This window comes from Psychrobacter sp. S4(2024) (assembly GCF_036861305.1).
GTDB lineage: Bacteria > Pseudomonadota > Gammaproteobacteria > Pseudomonadales > Moraxellaceae > Psychrobacter > Psychrobacter cryohalolentis.
Genome location: NZ_JAZAQR010000002.1, coordinates 488,829 through 504,434 on the forward strand (window position 1 = coordinate 488,829; position 15,606 = coordinate 504,434).

Here is a 15,606-nt window from a genome sequence, read left to right on the forward strand (position 1 = left end):
ATCTAAGTAATTATACTAAGTCGATTCTTGAAATAAATATAATGATTAAAAAACACCATTGATATATTTGATTTAATAAAAAGGCAGCCTAATGGCTGCCTTTTTTGTTTCTATTTAGAATAAGACGTCTTATTTCTTAACTTTAGTCACACCTGCTTCTTGCAATAGCGCGCCGAGAGTACCCATTTTGCTAGGCGCTTCTGCTTTTTCTGCACGAGGCGCCTTACTACGACTGTCGCTATTATTACTGCTACTAGGTTGACGCTTAGGCTTAGACGGACGCTTATCGCCAGCTGGACGATTGCTGCGCGGACGACTGGTATTCTCATCATTATTAGTAACATTTGCCGTCGCAGGTTTCGCTGCTGGGCGTGCAGGTTTTTCAGCTTCAGGTTTCATACTAAAACCAATACGACCGCGTTTTTCGTCAATAGAGATGACACGGACCGAGACGATATCACCGGGCTTAACGCGGTTCATCGGGTCTGCGACAAAGTCATTGGCCATTTGCGAGATATGAACCAGACCATCTTGATGCACGCCAACATCGATGAAGCAACCAAAAGCAGTCACGTTGGTAACAACCCCTTCTAGTGTCATGCCTTCGCTCAAATCTTTAATGCTGTTCACATCTTCACGGAAGTTAGCCGTCTTAAACTCAGGACGTGGGTCACGAGCGGGCTTAGCAAGCTCATCTAAAATCGCTTTTACGCTAACATTTTCATCATTAGCAGCTAGCGCTGTGGTATCGATACTGTTTAATACACCATCGTTACCGATAACTTCTGGCAAGGCTTTACCTGTTTGGGCAAGTAAGCTGTCGACCAGCGCATAGCTTTCTGGATGTACACCAGTTGCATCAAGTGGATTGCTACCATCATGTATGCGTAAGAAGCCTGCGGCTTGCTCAAAGGTCTTAGCACCTAAGCGCGGCACATTTTTCAATGACTCGCGGCTATCAAAAGCGCCATGCTCTTTGCGATAGGTAACGATTTGCTGCGCAACATTCTTATTTAAGCCAGCAATGTGCGCCAAGATAGCGGGGCTTGCCGTATTCACATCAACACCAACGGCGTTAACGCTGTCTTGTGTGACTTTATCAAGACTATCTGCCAACTGAGCTTGGTTAACATCATGTTGATATTGACCAACACCAATGGCTTTTGGATCTACCTTGACAAGCTCAGACAATGGGTCTTGTAGACGACGAGCAATAGATACTGCCCCACGTACAGAGACATCTAAATTACCAAGCTCATCAGTAGCAAGCTCACTGGCAGAATAGACTGACGCGCCAGATTCATTCACGATGACTGCTTTGGCTTTTAGCGCATCATTTGCTGCCAAAATCTCTTTAATCATCGCATCTGTTTCACGGCTTGCCGTACCATTACCGATAGCCACTAGATCCACATTATAAGTACTTAATAATTCATCGATAACCACTTTGGCTTCAGTCATTTTATTATCAGGCGCAAATGGATAAACCGTTGCGATAACAGGCTTGTCTTCGGCATCTAACATTACATGACCTTGAGCATCAACAATCGCCATCTTAACGCCATGACGGATACCGGGATCAACACCCAAAATAACTTTGCGACCAGCAGGTGCCGACATCAATAAATGCTGTAAATTATTGGCAAAAACATCAATCGCAGCCGCTTCTGCAGTCAGACGCTTTTCAGTCAATAAACGATGCTCGATATGCGGACGCCATTTGTCTTTCCATAAACTGCTCGCCGCTTCTGTCAAAAATTCTTGACGCTCAGTTGGCGCTTTAGCATCAATCTCAAAATGCTTAATAATTTTTTCAATAAAAGGCGCATTTTCGCCTTCGATCTTTAGACCCAAGACGTTTTCTTGACGACCACGTAGCATCGCTAATAGGCGATGATTTGGCAAACGTGCAAGGCTTTCGCTATGCTCAAAGTAATCTTTGAACTTTTCACCGACTTCACGCTTTTCTTCACTGGCAACGCTCGATACGATACTGGCTGTTTTGGCAAAACTGCTGCGTAAATGATCTAACAAGTCTAACGCTTGCGTCCATTCATCTACGATAATGGCTTGTACACCAGCAAGTTGCTTCTCGATATCATTAAAATCAACTTCAATCTCATTACCGCTTTCATCAGTAATGCTTGATTGTACTTGATAGTTTGCTAATGCATCGGTTGGCGTCACGTTTTGCGTTAACACTGCTTGTGCAGCAATATCAAGACCAGCAGCACGTGCTTTGGCAGCTGGTGAACGGCGACGTGGACGATATGGCAAGTAGATGTCTTCAAGCTCAAGTTTTGAGGTTGCATTATCAATACGTGTCTGCAGCTCGTCAGTCAAATTGCCTTGTGTGCTCAGTAATTCAATAATTTTAAGGCGACGGGTTGCCATATCACGTTCATAATTGAGAGACTTCTCTAGCGCGCGCAATTGCGCATCGTCGAGATTCTGCGTCTTTTCTTTGCGGTAACGGGCAATAAACGGAACGGTCGCGCCTTCATCGTACAGTTTGACAAACGCATTGACTTGAGCAGTCTTAATGCCAAGCGCGCGAGCAAGCTTGTCGTGAATATTCGCGTGTGTGGTTGCATCCAAAACCTGTGCATTTGTCGAGGTTTGAGATGGCGTTAAGGTATCAGTGCTACTCATAGACGTATCAATCGTTGAGAAATGTAGTTTTGCATTATAGCAAAAGCTGCATGAATAGAAATCCTTTTTATCTTTTCGTTATTTATCGTGTTATTTATCGCAAAAATCGTTTAATGAGCACACTCTTGACGCTTTATTAAACAAACACCTACAGCATTTGCCTTTATCAGTGATGCAATTATGACTGCAATCTTATACACTAAAGTCTCATCAGCACAAATATTGCTGTGTACCGACGTAATGAACAATAGTTCTCATTTTTATATTTTTTTGCCAATCGATGGAATGATGCTCAAATAGTTGCACTAATAAATGGTAAAAGTGGTATTCACACTGTTTTTATTGAGAGTAAATATACTGACTGGTGCGTTTTAACAATAATTTTTGCTAATAATAATTTTTATAAGAGGATGCCTGTATGTCTGAAAATAACAGCCCCGATACCTTAACTCAGCGTATTCTAGTCGTTGATGACGATGCACGATTGCGCTCTTTGTTACAGCGCTTTCTAGAAGACGATGGTTTTGTTGTCCGTACTGCCCACGATGGCAGTCAAATGGATAAGCTGTTGCAGCGTGAGCTTTTTTCATTAGTGGTACTTGATTTGATGCTACCAGGCGAAGACGGTATCAGTATTTGTAAGCGTCTGCGCGAAGACAATGGCGACATCCCTATTATTATGCTCACGGCTAAAGGTGGCGACGCTGATCGCATCGCAGGTCTAGAAGCGGGTGCGGATGACTATCTACCAAAGCCATTTAATCCAAAAGAGCTATTAGCACGTATCAAAGCAGTACTTCGTCGTCAAAATCGTGAGCTACCAGGGGCACCAAGTCATCAGCTTGAAGTAGTAGAATTTGGTCCATGGACACTTGATTTATCGACACGTACGCTCAAACGCGACGGCAATGTTGTCACCTTAACGACGGGTGAATTCTCGGTACTAAAGGCATTGGTTCAGCATCCACGCGAGCCATTGACCCGTGATAAGCTGATGAACCTTGCCCGTGGTCGTGAATGGGGCGCGATGGAGCGTTCAATTGACGTTCAAGTATCACGTCTGCGCCGCTTAATTGAAGACAATCCTTCACAAGCACGTTATATCCAGACTGTCTGGGGCGTAGGCTATGTATTCGTACCTGACGAAGCAGAAGTCGAAGCAGCTAAGAGCGAATCACTTTAAATTTCTAAGTATTGCTTGTGTCCGTTGATATATCATACTATTAATGGGTAATCCTATTAATACAACGGGCGCAACATTGAAATCCTCTATTATTCATCGAAATATACCCTGCACCTTGGTGACAGGGTTTTTGGGTTCTGGCAAAACCACACTTATTAATCAATTGATTGCCGATAAATCCACTGATGAGCGTTGGGCATTATTGATTAACGAGTTTGGTCGGATTGGTATCGATGCAGCCTTGGTTTCAAGCTCACAAGATAGCAATTCCGCTCAAAATAATATCGCCATTCGTGAAGTTAGCGGCGGCTGTATTTGCTGTACCAGCCAGTTACCTCTACAAATAGCTATTAGTCGCCTACTGAGTGACCATCATCCGCAACGTCTGCTTATTGAGCCAACAGGGCTTGCTCATCCACGTGAGCTTATACGGCAGCTGAGCGCGCCGCATTGGCAGACGGCTCTAAAAATGCAAGCGGTCATAACTGTACTTAACGCTCTGCAGTGGCAACGAGAAAAATATCGTGCTCACGAAGGGTTCCAAGCGCATATTCGTGATGCCGATGTCTTGGTCATTAATCGCTATGCCCAATTAAGTACTGACGATAAGCAAGCATTACAAGATTGGATAGCAGAGTTAAATGCGCAAATCACTATTATTTGGGCAGATTCCGACTATCAAACGACTTCTAATGATATAGGCACAGTAAATACTTATTTAGCAACTTTAAGAGCGCAGCTGATCAAGCCTAGCCAGACCATCTCACAACAGCGGACAGTTAATATTGCTCAGCCGAAAAAATCTGTGATTAGCTTGCAGCCGCTGAGTCATTCATTATCGAATAAGTCATTATTCGACCCTTCCACAAACGATAATAATATTCAGGCAGACAAAGACATCGAGCTGCCCTATCGTTATCATGAAATACAGCAAGATATCGTAGTTGCAGGTTGGCGACTACCAGCGGACTATAAATTAAATGCTGATAAGTTACAGGATTGGCTGCTAACGCTACCAAACTGGCAACGCATCAAAGGCGTATTGCATACGTCTAATGGCTGGCTACAAATCAATTTTACGCCTGATAGCTTGTCCACAAAGACAGTGAGCGTACAAGCCGATAGCCGATTAGAGATTATTTTGCAAACAAGTACTGGGCAAGAAGATGCGATAGAGGTTAAGCTAGATTGGGAAGCCTATGACCATGAACTCATGGCGTTGATACTATAGCTAATGATTGCATAGCCATCTATTGTAGTGATAGAAAGATTGTTGATAAAAATAGAACCAATAAAAAAGCCCACACTATTTTGATAGTGGGGGCTTTTTTATTGAGCAGCATTGTTTTTATTAGCGTAACTGACTGTCTTTACTACCACGGCGATTAAACAATTCCGCAGCTTTTGCTTCTTGCTCAAGCTCAGATTGACAGCCAACACAATGCTGCACACCCGGTACTGCGATACGGCGAGCTTCTGGAATCGCCTTACCACATTCATCACAAAACTCTGCGCTTTTACCTGTCGGTAATGCACGGCGTGCGCGCTCTAGCGCATCGTTAACGGTCGCATCCATTTGCTCATGCTCAGCACCATCTCTTGACCAACCACCTGCCATATTATTATCCTATTTATTTTTATTCATTATGCGTATCTTTAATCGAGCATAAAGGTCTTCAATAACAAATAGATGGGGTTAGATATCAGCAATTTCAATCTACCTGCGCAGACAAATTGTCGCTCAATCCTTGGGTTGCAACTCAACCACTTGTCCACGTACCCCGATACTCTCATCACTCATCAAGCATACATAGCCTGCCATAATATCTTCAGGAGTTTTCAGACTCATCGGGTTTTCACCTGGATAAGCATGGGCACGCATATTGGTGCGAGTACCACCTGGATTGATACAGTTAAAACGCAGATTGGTGGTGTTTTTCGTCTCTTGGGTAAAGATATCGCTCATTCCTTCTACCGCTTGCTTAGACAGCGCGTAGGCACCCCAAAATGCGCGAGGATGCGTACCAACGCTGCTAGAGGTAAATACGATAGAACCATGCGGTGCATCTTTGAGTAACGGCAGTAGCGCTTGGGTAAGCATAAAGGTCGCTGTGAAGTTAATCTTCATGACTTGAGCAAACATATCTACATCGTACATCTCAAGTGGCGTCAATGGACCAAGCATCCCAGCATTATGCAATATCCCATCAAGCTGACCAACTTCTCTATGAATCAAATTTTCTAGCTTTTGCATTTCTGCATAGGTAGCCCCTTCTAGATTCATCGGTAACATAGCAGGTTGCTTACCACCAAAGCTCTCGATTTCATCATAAACATATTCAAGCTTGCTACTGGTGCGTCCTAATAGCAGCACCGTTGCGCCATAGCGTGCATAGGTCAAAGCAGCGACCCGACCAATGCCATCACCTGCACCTGTGACTAAAATGGTCTTGCCATCTAAGCAGTTTTCAGAGGGTACAAAGTCACGAATATCCCCGTGGGTTAATTCGGTTGCAGACGATTGCAATTCAGTCTGATGGCTTGCAATATTATTGGCTATATTGTCGGCTGAATGGTTTGCCGACTGATTCGCTAATGGGTTGATATTGTCACTCATGGCGTTACTCACTACTTATCGTTTAATAAATGGGATGGTTAACCATTATGCTATGTTGTTAAATATTGCCTGATAACACGCTGATCTTGTGGCTCATTTGAGTTATAACATTTGAATTATAAATAGTCGAATTTACCAGAAGAAAGCAGTAATTTACTCAACTGCTCAGGGGTTTCCGTAATATAATCTGCGCCCCATTTCTTCAGGTTGTTTTGATCTTCAGGCGGAATATAACCATAAGCGGCTAGAATCGTGGGCATACCAGCGGCATTACCAGCTTCGATATCACGGATATGATCGCCAACATAAATCACACTTGCAGCAGCGCCGCGAGGGATACCAAGCTTCTCTAGCGCCGCATACATAGGCTCTGGGTCAGGTTTAGGGCGTGATACGTCATCAGGACAAACCAAAACCGCACAGCGCGTATCTAGTTGCATTTTTTCTAATAACAGCTCTGACAAATAGCGCGGTTTATTGGTCACTATACCCCACGGTACACCTTTTTCTTCAAGGGCACTTAAAACGTCCTCAAGCGTGTCAAAAACATGACTATCCACACAAATATCCGCTTCATAATCGTCTAAAAATTGCTGACGAAACTCAAGTAACGTCTCTTCGCTAAAGTCTGTTTGCTCATTATGACGTAGCATAAGCTGCACCATCGCTGAAGCACCTGCCGATACTTGCTCACGAATCTCTGTCTCAGACGGCGCTTGCCAGCCGTTTTCTTGGCTCATTTTGCCAATAATACGTACAAAATCGGCAGCAGTATCTATCAATGTCCCATCTAGGTCAAATAAGACCGCTTTTACAAATTGGCTCATTACGAAGGCTCTTAATTAAGGTGATAAAAGGGTATTAAGCGAGAGGTTTCTGTACTGCTATCATATAGTTGACATCGACGTTTTGAGCTAGCCAGTAACGCTTGGTCAATGGATTATAGTGCAGTCCAATGATATCTTGGCGCGCAAACTCTGCATCAATTGCCATTTTATCGAGCTCAGCTGGCGTAATAAACTTGGCATAATCATGCGTACCGCGATCAAGCAAGCGCAATACGTACTCTGCACCCACGATAGCAAACAAATAAGATTTTGGATTACGGTTGATCGTTGATAGTACGCATACGCCGCCTGGCGCCAACAGCTTAAAACAAGCATCTACAATAGCGGCTGGATCTGGTACATGCTCTAGCATCTCCATACAGGTAACCACATCAAACTGACCAGCATGGGTAGCCGCTAAAGCTTCAACCGGAATATGCTGATAGCGCAAGGTATCTTGTAAATTGCTTTGTTCAGCATGTAGGCTTGCTGCTTTGAGATTTTCTGTCCCAAGGTCGATACCTGTCACATCTGCGCCGCGACGTGCCATTGATTCTGATAAGATACCACCGCCACAACCGACATCAAGAACCTTTTTACCCGCCAATCCCATCTCTGCCGTTTTTTGACTATCAGCACTCACATAGCCACGCTTCACATTTTCCTCTATCCAGTTTAGACGCAGCGGATTGATTTCGTGTAAGGTAGCAAAGGCACCGGTTTTATTCCACCACTCACCCGCCAATTTATTAAATTTTTCAACTTCGCTTGGATCGACATTGATAGCGTTTATGGTATCGTCAGCCATGCCACTATCATTTGCTTGAGTGTGCAAAGGCTGCCCAGAAAATAAAGCTTGGCTCATAGTTTTTCCTTTATTGTTATAGTATGTGACTAAAGACTCAATATTAACATGCGAGCCGCAAAGCTGCCGTAAGTACATCGTCACCGATTGTGAACTGCTTTATTGATGCTCTAAACATCAATAAAAATAGAATAACAGGCTATAAGTAAGATACCTTAAATAATGACTGACAGCATTACAACCATTAGTTAAGAATCCGGTTCACAAACTGACGCATTTTACGCTATTATAGTTGCTATTCTATAGTAGGTCGACTCAGTCGACCTATCGTCGTCTATTGACTCTGTCATTGCTTATTTGCTTTGGTATTTATATGACTATCAAAGCTATAACTATTAAAGCAAACTTCTCAATGTCGTTATTTCAAGGAATAAGTATGAAACGTATCATCGCATTAACTGGTTTGGCTTGCGCTATTGGATTTGCCAATATGGGTGCACAAGCTGCCAATTATGTCGCAGGAAAAGACTATCGTGTGTTAGATAATCCAGAAAAAATTAGCGGTGATGCTATCATTGTGCGTGAGTTTTTTTGGTATGGTTGCCCGCATTGTAATGTCCTTAATCCACACATGGAAAAATGGGCAAAAAACAAAGATAAAGATGTGGCATTCTTTAAAACACCCGCAGCATTAAACCCTGTTTGGGAAGCCAGTGCCCGTGGTTTTTATGCCGCGCAATTACTGGGTTTTGAAGACAAGACACATGACGCTTTATTTGATGCCGTACATAAAGATGGTAAGCAGTTATTTGACCAGTCTTCATTAAGCAAATGGTATGCCTCAAAAGGTGTAAACGAAAAGAAATTTAATAGCCTTTACAACTCTTTTGCTGTTGGTACTAAAATCGGTCGCTCACAAGCAGGTGCCAAGCGTTATCAGTTATCGGGTGTGCCAGCCGTTGTTGTGCAAGGCAAGTACGTGGTAACCGGTGAAAGTGCTACCGTACCTAAAGTAGTTGATTTCCTAGTCGACAAAGTACGCGCAGAGAAAAAGTAACATTAGTTTTTTAAAAAAATATAAAAACGCTATTTCTGATCCATTAAAAAAGCCAATCTTTACTGATTGGCTTTTTTGTATTTTAGTATTCTATCTTTAGTGTTTTATAGGTACCCACTAACCAAATTCGCTTGCCTATATCTCTTATCGCTATTTTTTTATATTCGTTAAAATAGCGACTTCACGGATATAACTGGCCAAATCTGCTTTTGACTCCGCCATTAACTCCTCATCATTTGTATGCTTAGCGTACTCAATCCAGAGCAACAGCTGATACATACTATGCTGCTCAGACGCTTTATATTGTTTGACAAACTGCTTGAGCGTACCTTCATCATTGATATTTAGACGCTCATACCAGCTCTCTATCTTAGAAACTTGCTCTTTAGGAAAATAGGCATCAAATAATGCTTTTATCAGCTCATGGCGATTTTCTTCAATCATAAGCTTGCCAACGCGCTTGGTCTGACGATTACGCGCATTGGCACTGGTGATATCGGCGAGCGCCATTAATTCCGCCATAAAATAATCACTGGCAGGTAAAGCTTTAAGTTGTTTCTTCGATAAGCTGGCAAGTGGTATCGACAACTGTTGCAGGCGCTCATGAGCTTTTTTGAGCTCTGTGCGTGAGACGCGCATATCTTGTTCTGACCAGTCAATCATAAAAGCTTTCCATGTTTAAAAATAAATAATAGGTATAAAAAAATTAGGTATAAAAGGTTTAGCAAACGCTACCAGCGATGCTTTTCACGGTGTTTCGCCGTCACGGTTAAGCCTTCTGGCAAGCTATTTTGCAATCTATCTTGCAGGTGTTTGGTGATAAATACCGAGCGGTGCTTCCCACCGGTGCAGCCAATGGCAACCGTTACCGTATGACGATTATTATGTAAAAAATCAGGTAACCAACGATTCAAGAATGTAGCGATATCTCCCGTCATCTCAGCGACCTCTGGATAATCGGCAAAAAACGCACCCACTTCAGCGTCAAGACCTGTCGCCGAGCGCAGTGTCGGATTCCAATGCGGATTGGGTAAGATGCGTACATCAAAAACGAAGTCTGCATCGATAGGGCTGCCGTACTTGAAACCAAACGATAGTAAATTAATCACGATTTGATTATCTACACCCACATAATCACGCAGACGCTCTTTTAGCTGATGAATATTGAGCATACTGGTATCTATCTTGATATCGGCATGCTTAAATATCGGCTGCAAAAGCTGTATTTCTTTCTCAATAGCTGCTGGTAAATTATAAACGTTATTTTCTACGCCTTTGGTATCTAACACCATCAACGGATGGATGCGGCGCGTGGCATTAAAGCGTGCAACCAGCGTCTCTTCTTGCGCCGTCACATACATCACCGTGACCGCCTCTTCGCCATAGGTCTGCTTTAAACTGTCATGGATTGCATCAAAGTTAGATAAATCTGCGCGCGGCGTACGAATATCCACCCCAAGGGCAATGCGTTTAATTCCACTATCACAGACCAGCTTTTGCGCCGCTTCAGGCACAAGAGACAAAGGCAAATTGTCAATAGAATAAAAACCCAGATCTTCAAGGATATTTAGTACCGAGGTTTTCCCTGAGCCTGAACGTCCTGACACTACCAATATACTCAGTTTATCACCAGTGGATTCGTTAGAATCTGTTAGCTTTGATTGAGCATTATGGGTGTCTTGATTTGCCTGCATGTTCCGTCATCCTTATAAATTGCATCCCGCAAATTACAATATTATAAATAGCAGTGTGATCAAACTTTATTAATCGTGACCAATCGATTGTCTAGCAAGCGTGCACGACCTAGCCATGCAGCCACTAAAATAACCAAGACTTGATGGTCATTGATACTCTCATCATCAACAGCCGTCAGCTCAGTTGTTTTTACTTCTAGATAATCAATAATAAATCCCGCACCAGTAATACGCTCGTGAGCTGCTGTCAAAAGCACCTCTAACGGCTGTTTATTATCGGTAATCTGTTTGGCTAAATACTGCAGCTCCTGCTGTAAGATAGGCGCTGTTTGGCGCTCAGACTCGCTTAAATACTGATTGCGCGATGATAACGCTAAGCCATCAGTAGCACGAATAATAGGCGCGCCAATAATATCGATTGAATAGCTCAAATCACGAACCAACTGCTTAATAATGGCTAATTGCTGATAATCTTTTTGCCCAAATACGGCTATGTTAGGTTGCACGATATTGAAGAGTTTAGAGACAACAATACCGACACCATCGAAATGATTGGGCCGAGTTTTGCCACATAGTTGCTCAGTAATAGTCCCAGCGAGAATAGTGGTCGGCGGCGGTAATACCGGATACATCTCATCAATAGTAGGAGAAAAAACATAGTCAGCGCCAACCATGGCAAGCTTTGTTACATCTTCATCTAAGGTACGAGGGTAGCTATCAAAGTCTTCACCAACCCCAAACTGCGTTGGATTGACAAAAATACTAACCACCACGATCTCTGCATGCTGTTTGGCAATTTTTACCAGCTCCAGATGACCATCGTGTAGATTACCCATTGTAGGTACTAAGGCAATGCGCTGCGCTGTTCGGTAAGGCTGCAGAGCAACGCGTAAGTCTGAGATATGGTAATGAATCGTCGGCATGTTTAACTGCTCTTTTACTGATGGACCTAATTACTGAAATTCTATATTTGCTTAGCTAAACTGGTGCTGCTCTGTTGGAAAACTACCTTCCTTTACTGACTGCTGATACAAGGCAAATGCGCCTTCGATACTGTGCTCAGTGTTACGCTCATCAGTCAGAAAATCATGGATGAAACGCGGCGCGCGACCATGAACCATACCGAGCATATCGTGCATGACCAATACCTGACCATCGGTATCGGCGCCTGCCCCGATGCCTATCACGGGCACAGCAACGGCTTCCGTTACTGCTTTAGCAAGCTCAGCAGGGACGCATTCTAGTACCAAAAGCGCTGCACCAGCGTCAACCACAGCTTTTGCATCGTCAAGGAGTTTTTGACCTGCTTCATTGCCGCGACCTTGAACTTTATAACCGCCAAAAACGTTTACCGACTGTGGTGTTAAGCCTAAATGCACGCACGTTGGCGTACCTGCTTGCGCTAATGTTGTAATCAACTCGCAAAGCTCACGACCACCCTCAATTTTAATCACATGAGCGCCTGCCTGCATCAGCTTGCGGCTATTAACAACGGCCTCAGGCAGCGTCACGTAGCTCATAAAGGGTAAGTCCGCTAAAATAAGTGCGTGCTTATTGCTGCGGGCGATATTAGCAGTGTGGTAAGCCATATCATCGACCGTAACAGGCAAGGTTGAATCATGACCCTGCACCACCATACCCAAGCTATCACCGATTAAAATCGTATCAATCTGCGCTTTTTCCATCATGCGCGCAAACATGGCGTCATAACAGGTCAGACAAGTAAATTTGGTACCGTCTTCTTTAAACTTATTTAAAGTAGATAACGTTGTCATATCGTTATATCATCCTCAATACTTATGAATATCAATCAACTGTCATTCACTTTAAATGAATGTCTCTTTATTTATGACTTGACGCATCATGTTCTAACAGCTTCAAACCTGCCCAATCGCTGCTTTGGGGATAGTCGATTATCGACTTTCCTACAATCATTAGCTCAGGTGCGAGCTCTCGTAACGGTATCAAAACAAAATTACGCTCATGCAAACCCACATGGGGTATCGTTAATGTTGGCTCAGAAATCCGCTTATCGCCGTATAACAATATATCCACATCAAGACTACGCTCACCCCAATGACGCAGGCGGGCGCGTTTTGCTTGCTGCTCCAACTGTTGGCAAAATGTCAGCAGCTCAAACGGCGTAAATATAGTTTCAAAGCCAGCAACGGCGTTCACAAAATCTGGCTGATCTTGCGGTCCCATCGGTACCGAGGCATAGAATGAAGAAATACGCACAGTGCGTATCTTTTCTTGCTCTTGCATCATCTCAAACGCGTGCTGTAAATGATCAACAGGCGCCCCAAGCTCATTTGCCAGATTGCTACCCAAGCCAACATAACAAGTGACCCAAGAGCAAATGGCGATAGATTTGCTATCAAAATCAGTATTATTAAAGCGCGTGTTCATCGTTATCACTTTACTCTTATATTCGCTGTCAACGTTAAACGTCATTGACGCTTGGCTGACGACGGCGACGTTTCGATGGCACACGGCCTTTATTGGCATTCATATTACTGTTAGCTACTTTATTAGCATCTTGGTGTTCGTTAGAACTTTGATTAGTAGCACTTTGACTACTAGCGTCTCGTTTAGCTTTAGTAGACTTAGTACTTGATGCTTTAGCGGGTTTCGGTGCTTTATCAATGACGTTATCAGTAGAGCCAACAGCTAATTTAGGCACTTTTTTTGCGTACTTCCCAGATGATTTCTCATTACTACTAGTGTCTAATGTCGTTGCTTCTTTAGCACTGCTAACCTCTGCGACAATATCACTATTTTCAATCACAGTAGGCTGACGACGACGGCGCTTGTGCGGTATCGGCTCATTATTCATACTAACAAGTGCTGGTGACTGCGCGACGTTGCGCTCTGCATAAGCGGAGCTACGAGCATTAGTTGAAGACACCTGAGTATTCACTGACTCTTTTGGTGCATGCGATCTATTAGTTAAGTCACTCGCTTTATTAACAGCTTTTTCTTGCGGCTGCGATTGACTATCAGCCGATGCCTTGTTACTAACTGTTGCTTGCTCAAGCACTTTTTGAATAGGCGCTTTTTGCGTCGCTTTAGGCAGTGCTTTATCTGAACCAGATAGCTGCTTTTTCAAAGGCGGTACGACGTTGCCCTGTTCTATGACAAACAATGGGGCAGGTTTCGGCGTGTGCTGCTGATTGCTACCATTATTACTGCTCGCCAAAGACAATTGCTGCAACTGTGCCAGCTCATTATTGTCTTGTGTGAGTTGCTGCGGGCTATAACTTTTCCTATTAGCAGAAGTATGCTGACTGGCACGGCGACGACGTGATGGCACATTTGAGGCATCATTAACCATTGCTGGTTTTGCATGACCATTACTCAGCGCTTTATCTTGATAGTCACTATCTAACTGACTTAACTTAGCATTGTCATTCGAATTCTGCTGCTTTTGACGATTGCGTCCACGACCACGCTGACCTTGTTTATAAGCACCACGGCGGATATTTTCATCAAAGTCATCAATCGCTTGATCCTGCTGCTGCTCAGTCAAGGTTTGATAGGTCTGCCACCACTCGCCCATATCGTTAGTCGATTCAGAAAGTGGATGCTCTGCATCACCGCACTGCTCGCGCAATAATAAGAAATCAAAACCGGCACGAAAACGTGGATGCTCAGATAGCTGTACAATCTGTTTGCTACGCGGCGCGGCCAGTTTTGGCTGCAATATCCAGATATCACGAATAAACTGTTCAGCAAATTTTGGAATGGCAGTCTTGATACGTTGACGATCAATCACTTTGCCTGCTGCATGCATTTGTGCATCCGCAAAAGGCATATTGCGCTTTTTGGCTTTTTCTAGTTGATGTAAGTAGTTCTCCCACAGCAAAGCGGCATAAAAGAATGCTGGGTTGATACTTTTGCCAGCAGCAATACGTTTGTCGGTATTAATAGCGACTTGCTTAACTAAGGCACTTGGCTCAGAAGGCGGATAAATGATGAGGCTATCAATCGCGCCTGAATCAAACAATAACGGTAATAATGGTACTAAATAACCACCGGTAAACATCTTTTGCGTTTCATCATAGAGACGGTGCGGAGAGATTTGCTCAAGTAATGACCAGTTGCCATCATGGAACTGTGCGGCTAATTCGCTATCAAACTCAAAACCCAATTTTGCTTTGAAACGCAAAGCACGCAGCAATCTGACCGGATCTTCTTCGATACGAATCGGTGCATTGCCTAATAAACGGATAATTTTATTGTCAATATCTTCAAGCGCGTCGCAAAAATCATGAACTATGCCTTTAAGCGGCTGATAATAAAGGGCATTGATAGAAAAATCACGACGGGCAAAGTCTTGTTTGATATCACCCCATACATTGTCGCGCAGAATCATACCGTCTTGATTGGTATTAGAATCGTTAATAGGTGGCCCACGGAAGGTGGCTACTTCGATAAGCTCACGCCCAGAGTACACATGCGCCAACTGAAAACGGCGACCGATAATACGGCAGCGCTTACCAAAGACGTCTTTAATCTCATGAGGCTTGGCATCAGTGACCGCGTCAAAATCTTTTGGACGCAGTCCTAGCAAGGTATCACGCACGCCACCACCGACGATATAGGCGTCAAACCCAGCTCGGGTTAAGGTTGCGATTACTTCGGTAATAGAATTGGGTAATTCAGATTTATTCAGTTCTAACTGCTTGGCGGCACGCTCGGCCATGCATCTACTCCTTGCCTTTTTTCTTAACCACCCTGACGAACACAGCGTCAATCAGGCGGATGTACG

Annotated in this window: 14 protein-coding genes; 3 read left to right on the forward strand and 11 right to left on the reverse strand. The window is 43.6% G+C overall.

Going from position 1 to position 15,606, the window contains the following annotated elements; genetic code table 11:
* Positions 1-129: 129 nt before the first annotated feature.
* Entirely contained in the window at positions 130-2,652 is a 2,523-nt protein-coding gene (locus VLA57_RS06995; protein ID WP_333954706.1) for a Tex family protein, read from the reverse strand.
* A 418-nt stretch (positions 2,653-3,070) separates the two neighbouring features.
* Here VLA57_RS06995 and ompR point away from each other — a divergent pair, with 418 nt between their 5' ends.
* Entirely contained in the window at positions 3,071-3,835 is a 765-nt protein-coding gene (gene ompR, locus VLA57_RS07000) for an osmolarity response regulator transcription factor OmpR (protein WP_011279439.1), read from the forward strand.
* A gap of 43 nt (positions 3,836-3,878) precedes the next feature.
* Positions 3,879-5,066: a CobW family GTP-binding protein gene (locus tag VLA57_RS07005; protein WP_333954707.1), complete on the forward strand. Its 1,188-nt coding sequence runs from the start codon at positions 3,879-3,881 to the stop codon at positions 5,064-5,066.
* A 120-nt stretch (positions 5,067-5,186) separates the two neighbouring features.
* On the opposite strand, the gene VLA57_RS07010 is transcribed toward VLA57_RS07005, so the two are convergent.
* The 4 genes from VLA57_RS07010 to ubiG all read right to left on the reverse strand — a co-directional run bounded on the left by VLA57_RS07010 (position 5,187) and on the right by ubiG (position 8,144).
* Positions 5,187-5,453: a DksA/TraR family C4-type zinc finger protein gene (locus VLA57_RS07010; protein ID WP_011512508.1), complete on the reverse strand. Its 267-nt coding sequence runs from the start codon at positions 5,451-5,453 to the stop codon at positions 5,187-5,189.
* A 123-nt stretch (positions 5,454-5,576) separates the two neighbouring features.
* Complete coding sequence (locus VLA57_RS07015) at positions 5,577-6,452, reverse strand: YciK family oxidoreductase (RefSeq protein ID WP_333954708.1); 876 nt, start codon at positions 6,450-6,452, stop codon at positions 5,577-5,579.
* Between the two features lie 116 nt (positions 6,453-6,568).
* Positions 6,569-7,279 carry an HAD family hydrolase gene (locus tag VLA57_RS07020; RefSeq protein WP_011512506.1) on the reverse strand — a complete coding sequence of 237 codons (711 nt, stop codon included), beginning with the start codon at positions 7,277-7,279 and terminating at the stop codon, positions 6,569-6,571.
* Between the two features lie 34 nt (positions 7,280-7,313).
* Positions 7,314-8,144: a bifunctional 2-polyprenyl-6-hydroxyphenol methylase/3-demethylubiquinol 3-O-methyltransferase UbiG gene (gene ubiG / locus VLA57_RS07025; RefSeq protein WP_011512505.1), complete on the reverse strand. Its 831-nt coding sequence runs from the start codon at positions 8,142-8,144 to the stop codon at positions 7,314-7,316.
* A gap of 376 nt (positions 8,145-8,520) precedes the next feature.
* On the opposite strand from ubiG, the gene VLA57_RS07030 reads away from it, so the two are divergent.
* Complete coding sequence (locus VLA57_RS07030; RefSeq protein WP_011512504.1) at positions 8,521-9,141, forward strand: thiol:disulfide interchange protein DsbA/DsbL; 621 nt, start codon at positions 8,521-8,523, stop codon at positions 9,139-9,141.
* Between the two features lie 150 nt (positions 9,142-9,291).
* Here the strand turns inward: VLA57_RS07030 and yjgA are convergent, their stop codons facing one another.
* From yjgA to pcnB, 6 genes are all read right to left on the reverse strand, one after another.
* Positions 9,292-9,804 (reverse strand): ribosome biogenesis factor YjgA, encoded by a 513-nt coding sequence (gene yjgA, locus VLA57_RS07035; protein WP_333954709.1) that lies wholly within the window; start codon positions 9,802-9,804, stop codon positions 9,292-9,294.
* Positions 9,805-9,872: 68 nt separating this feature from the next.
* Entirely contained in the window at positions 9,873-10,835 is a 963-nt protein-coding gene (rapZ, locus tag VLA57_RS07040) for an RNase adapter RapZ (RefSeq protein ID WP_333954710.1), read from the reverse strand.
* A 59-nt stretch (positions 10,836-10,894) separates the two neighbouring features.
* Complete coding sequence (panC, locus tag VLA57_RS07045) at positions 10,895-11,758, reverse strand: pantoate--beta-alanine ligase (protein WP_333954711.1); 864 nt, start codon at positions 11,756-11,758, stop codon at positions 10,895-10,897.
* A 51-nt stretch (positions 11,759-11,809) separates the two neighbouring features.
* On the reverse strand, positions 11,810-12,610 hold the full coding sequence (panB, locus tag VLA57_RS07050) for a 3-methyl-2-oxobutanoate hydroxymethyltransferase (RefSeq protein WP_333954712.1): 801 nt from the start codon (positions 12,608-12,610) through the stop codon (positions 11,810-11,812).
* 67 nt (positions 12,611-12,677) lie between these two features.
* Positions 12,678-13,244, reverse strand: coding sequence for a 2-amino-4-hydroxy-6-hydroxymethyldihydropteridine diphosphokinase (gene folK, locus VLA57_RS07055; RefSeq protein ID WP_201530550.1), 567 nt, complete (start codon positions 13,242-13,244; stop codon positions 12,678-12,680).
* 34 nt (positions 13,245-13,278) lie between these two features.
* Complete coding sequence (gene pcnB / locus VLA57_RS07060) at positions 13,279-15,540, reverse strand: polynucleotide adenylyltransferase PcnB (protein ID WP_333954713.1); 2,262 nt, start codon at positions 15,538-15,540, stop codon at positions 13,279-13,281.
* Positions 15,541-15,606 lie beyond the last annotated feature (66 nt).

Coding starts and splice junctions, on each gene's coding strand:
- VLA57_RS06995 (WP_333954706.1), bottom strand. CDS start 2,652: ATGAGTAGCACTGATACCTTAACGCCATCTCAAACCTCGACAAATGCA.
- ompR (WP_011279439.1), top strand. CDS start 3,071: ATGTCTGAAAATAACAGCCCCGATACCTTAACTCAGCGTATTCTAGTC.
- VLA57_RS07005 (WP_333954707.1), top strand. CDS start 3,879: ATGGGTAATCCTATTAATACAACGGGCGCAACATTGAAATCCTCTATT.
- VLA57_RS07010 (WP_011512508.1), bottom strand. CDS start 5,453: ATGGCAGGTGGTTGGTCAAGAGATGGTGCTGAGCATGAGCAAATGGAT.
- VLA57_RS07015 (WP_333954708.1), bottom strand. CDS start 6,452: ATGAGTGACAATATCAACCCATTAGCGAATCAGTCGGCAAACCATTCA.
- VLA57_RS07020 (WP_011512506.1), bottom strand. CDS start 7,279: ATGAGCCAATTTGTAAAAGCGGTCTTATTTGACCTAGATGGGACATTG.
- ubiG (WP_011512505.1), bottom strand. CDS start 8,144: ATGAGCCAAGCTTTATTTTCTGGGCAGCCTTTGCACACTCAAGCAAAT.
- VLA57_RS07030 (WP_011512504.1), top strand. CDS start 8,521: ATGAAACGTATCATCGCATTAACTGGTTTGGCTTGCGCTATTGGATTT.
- yjgA (WP_333954709.1), bottom strand. CDS start 9,804: ATGATTGACTGGTCAGAACAAGATATGCGCGTCTCACGCACAGAGCTC.
- rapZ (WP_333954710.1), bottom strand. CDS start 10,835: ATGCAGGCAAATCAAGACACCCATAATGCTCAATCAAAGCTAACAGAT.
- panC (WP_333954711.1), bottom strand. CDS start 11,758: ATGCCGACGATTCATTACCATATCTCAGACTTACGCGTTGCTCTGCAG.
- panB (WP_333954712.1), bottom strand. CDS start 12,610: ATGACAACGTTATCTACTTTAAATAAGTTTAAAGAAGACGGTACCAAA.
- folK (WP_201530550.1), bottom strand. CDS start 13,244: ATGAACACGCGCTTTAATAATACTGATTTTGATAGCAAATCTATCGCC.
- pcnB (WP_333954713.1), bottom strand. CDS start 15,540: ATGGCCGAGCGTGCCGCCAAGCAGTTAGAACTGAATAAATCTGAATTA.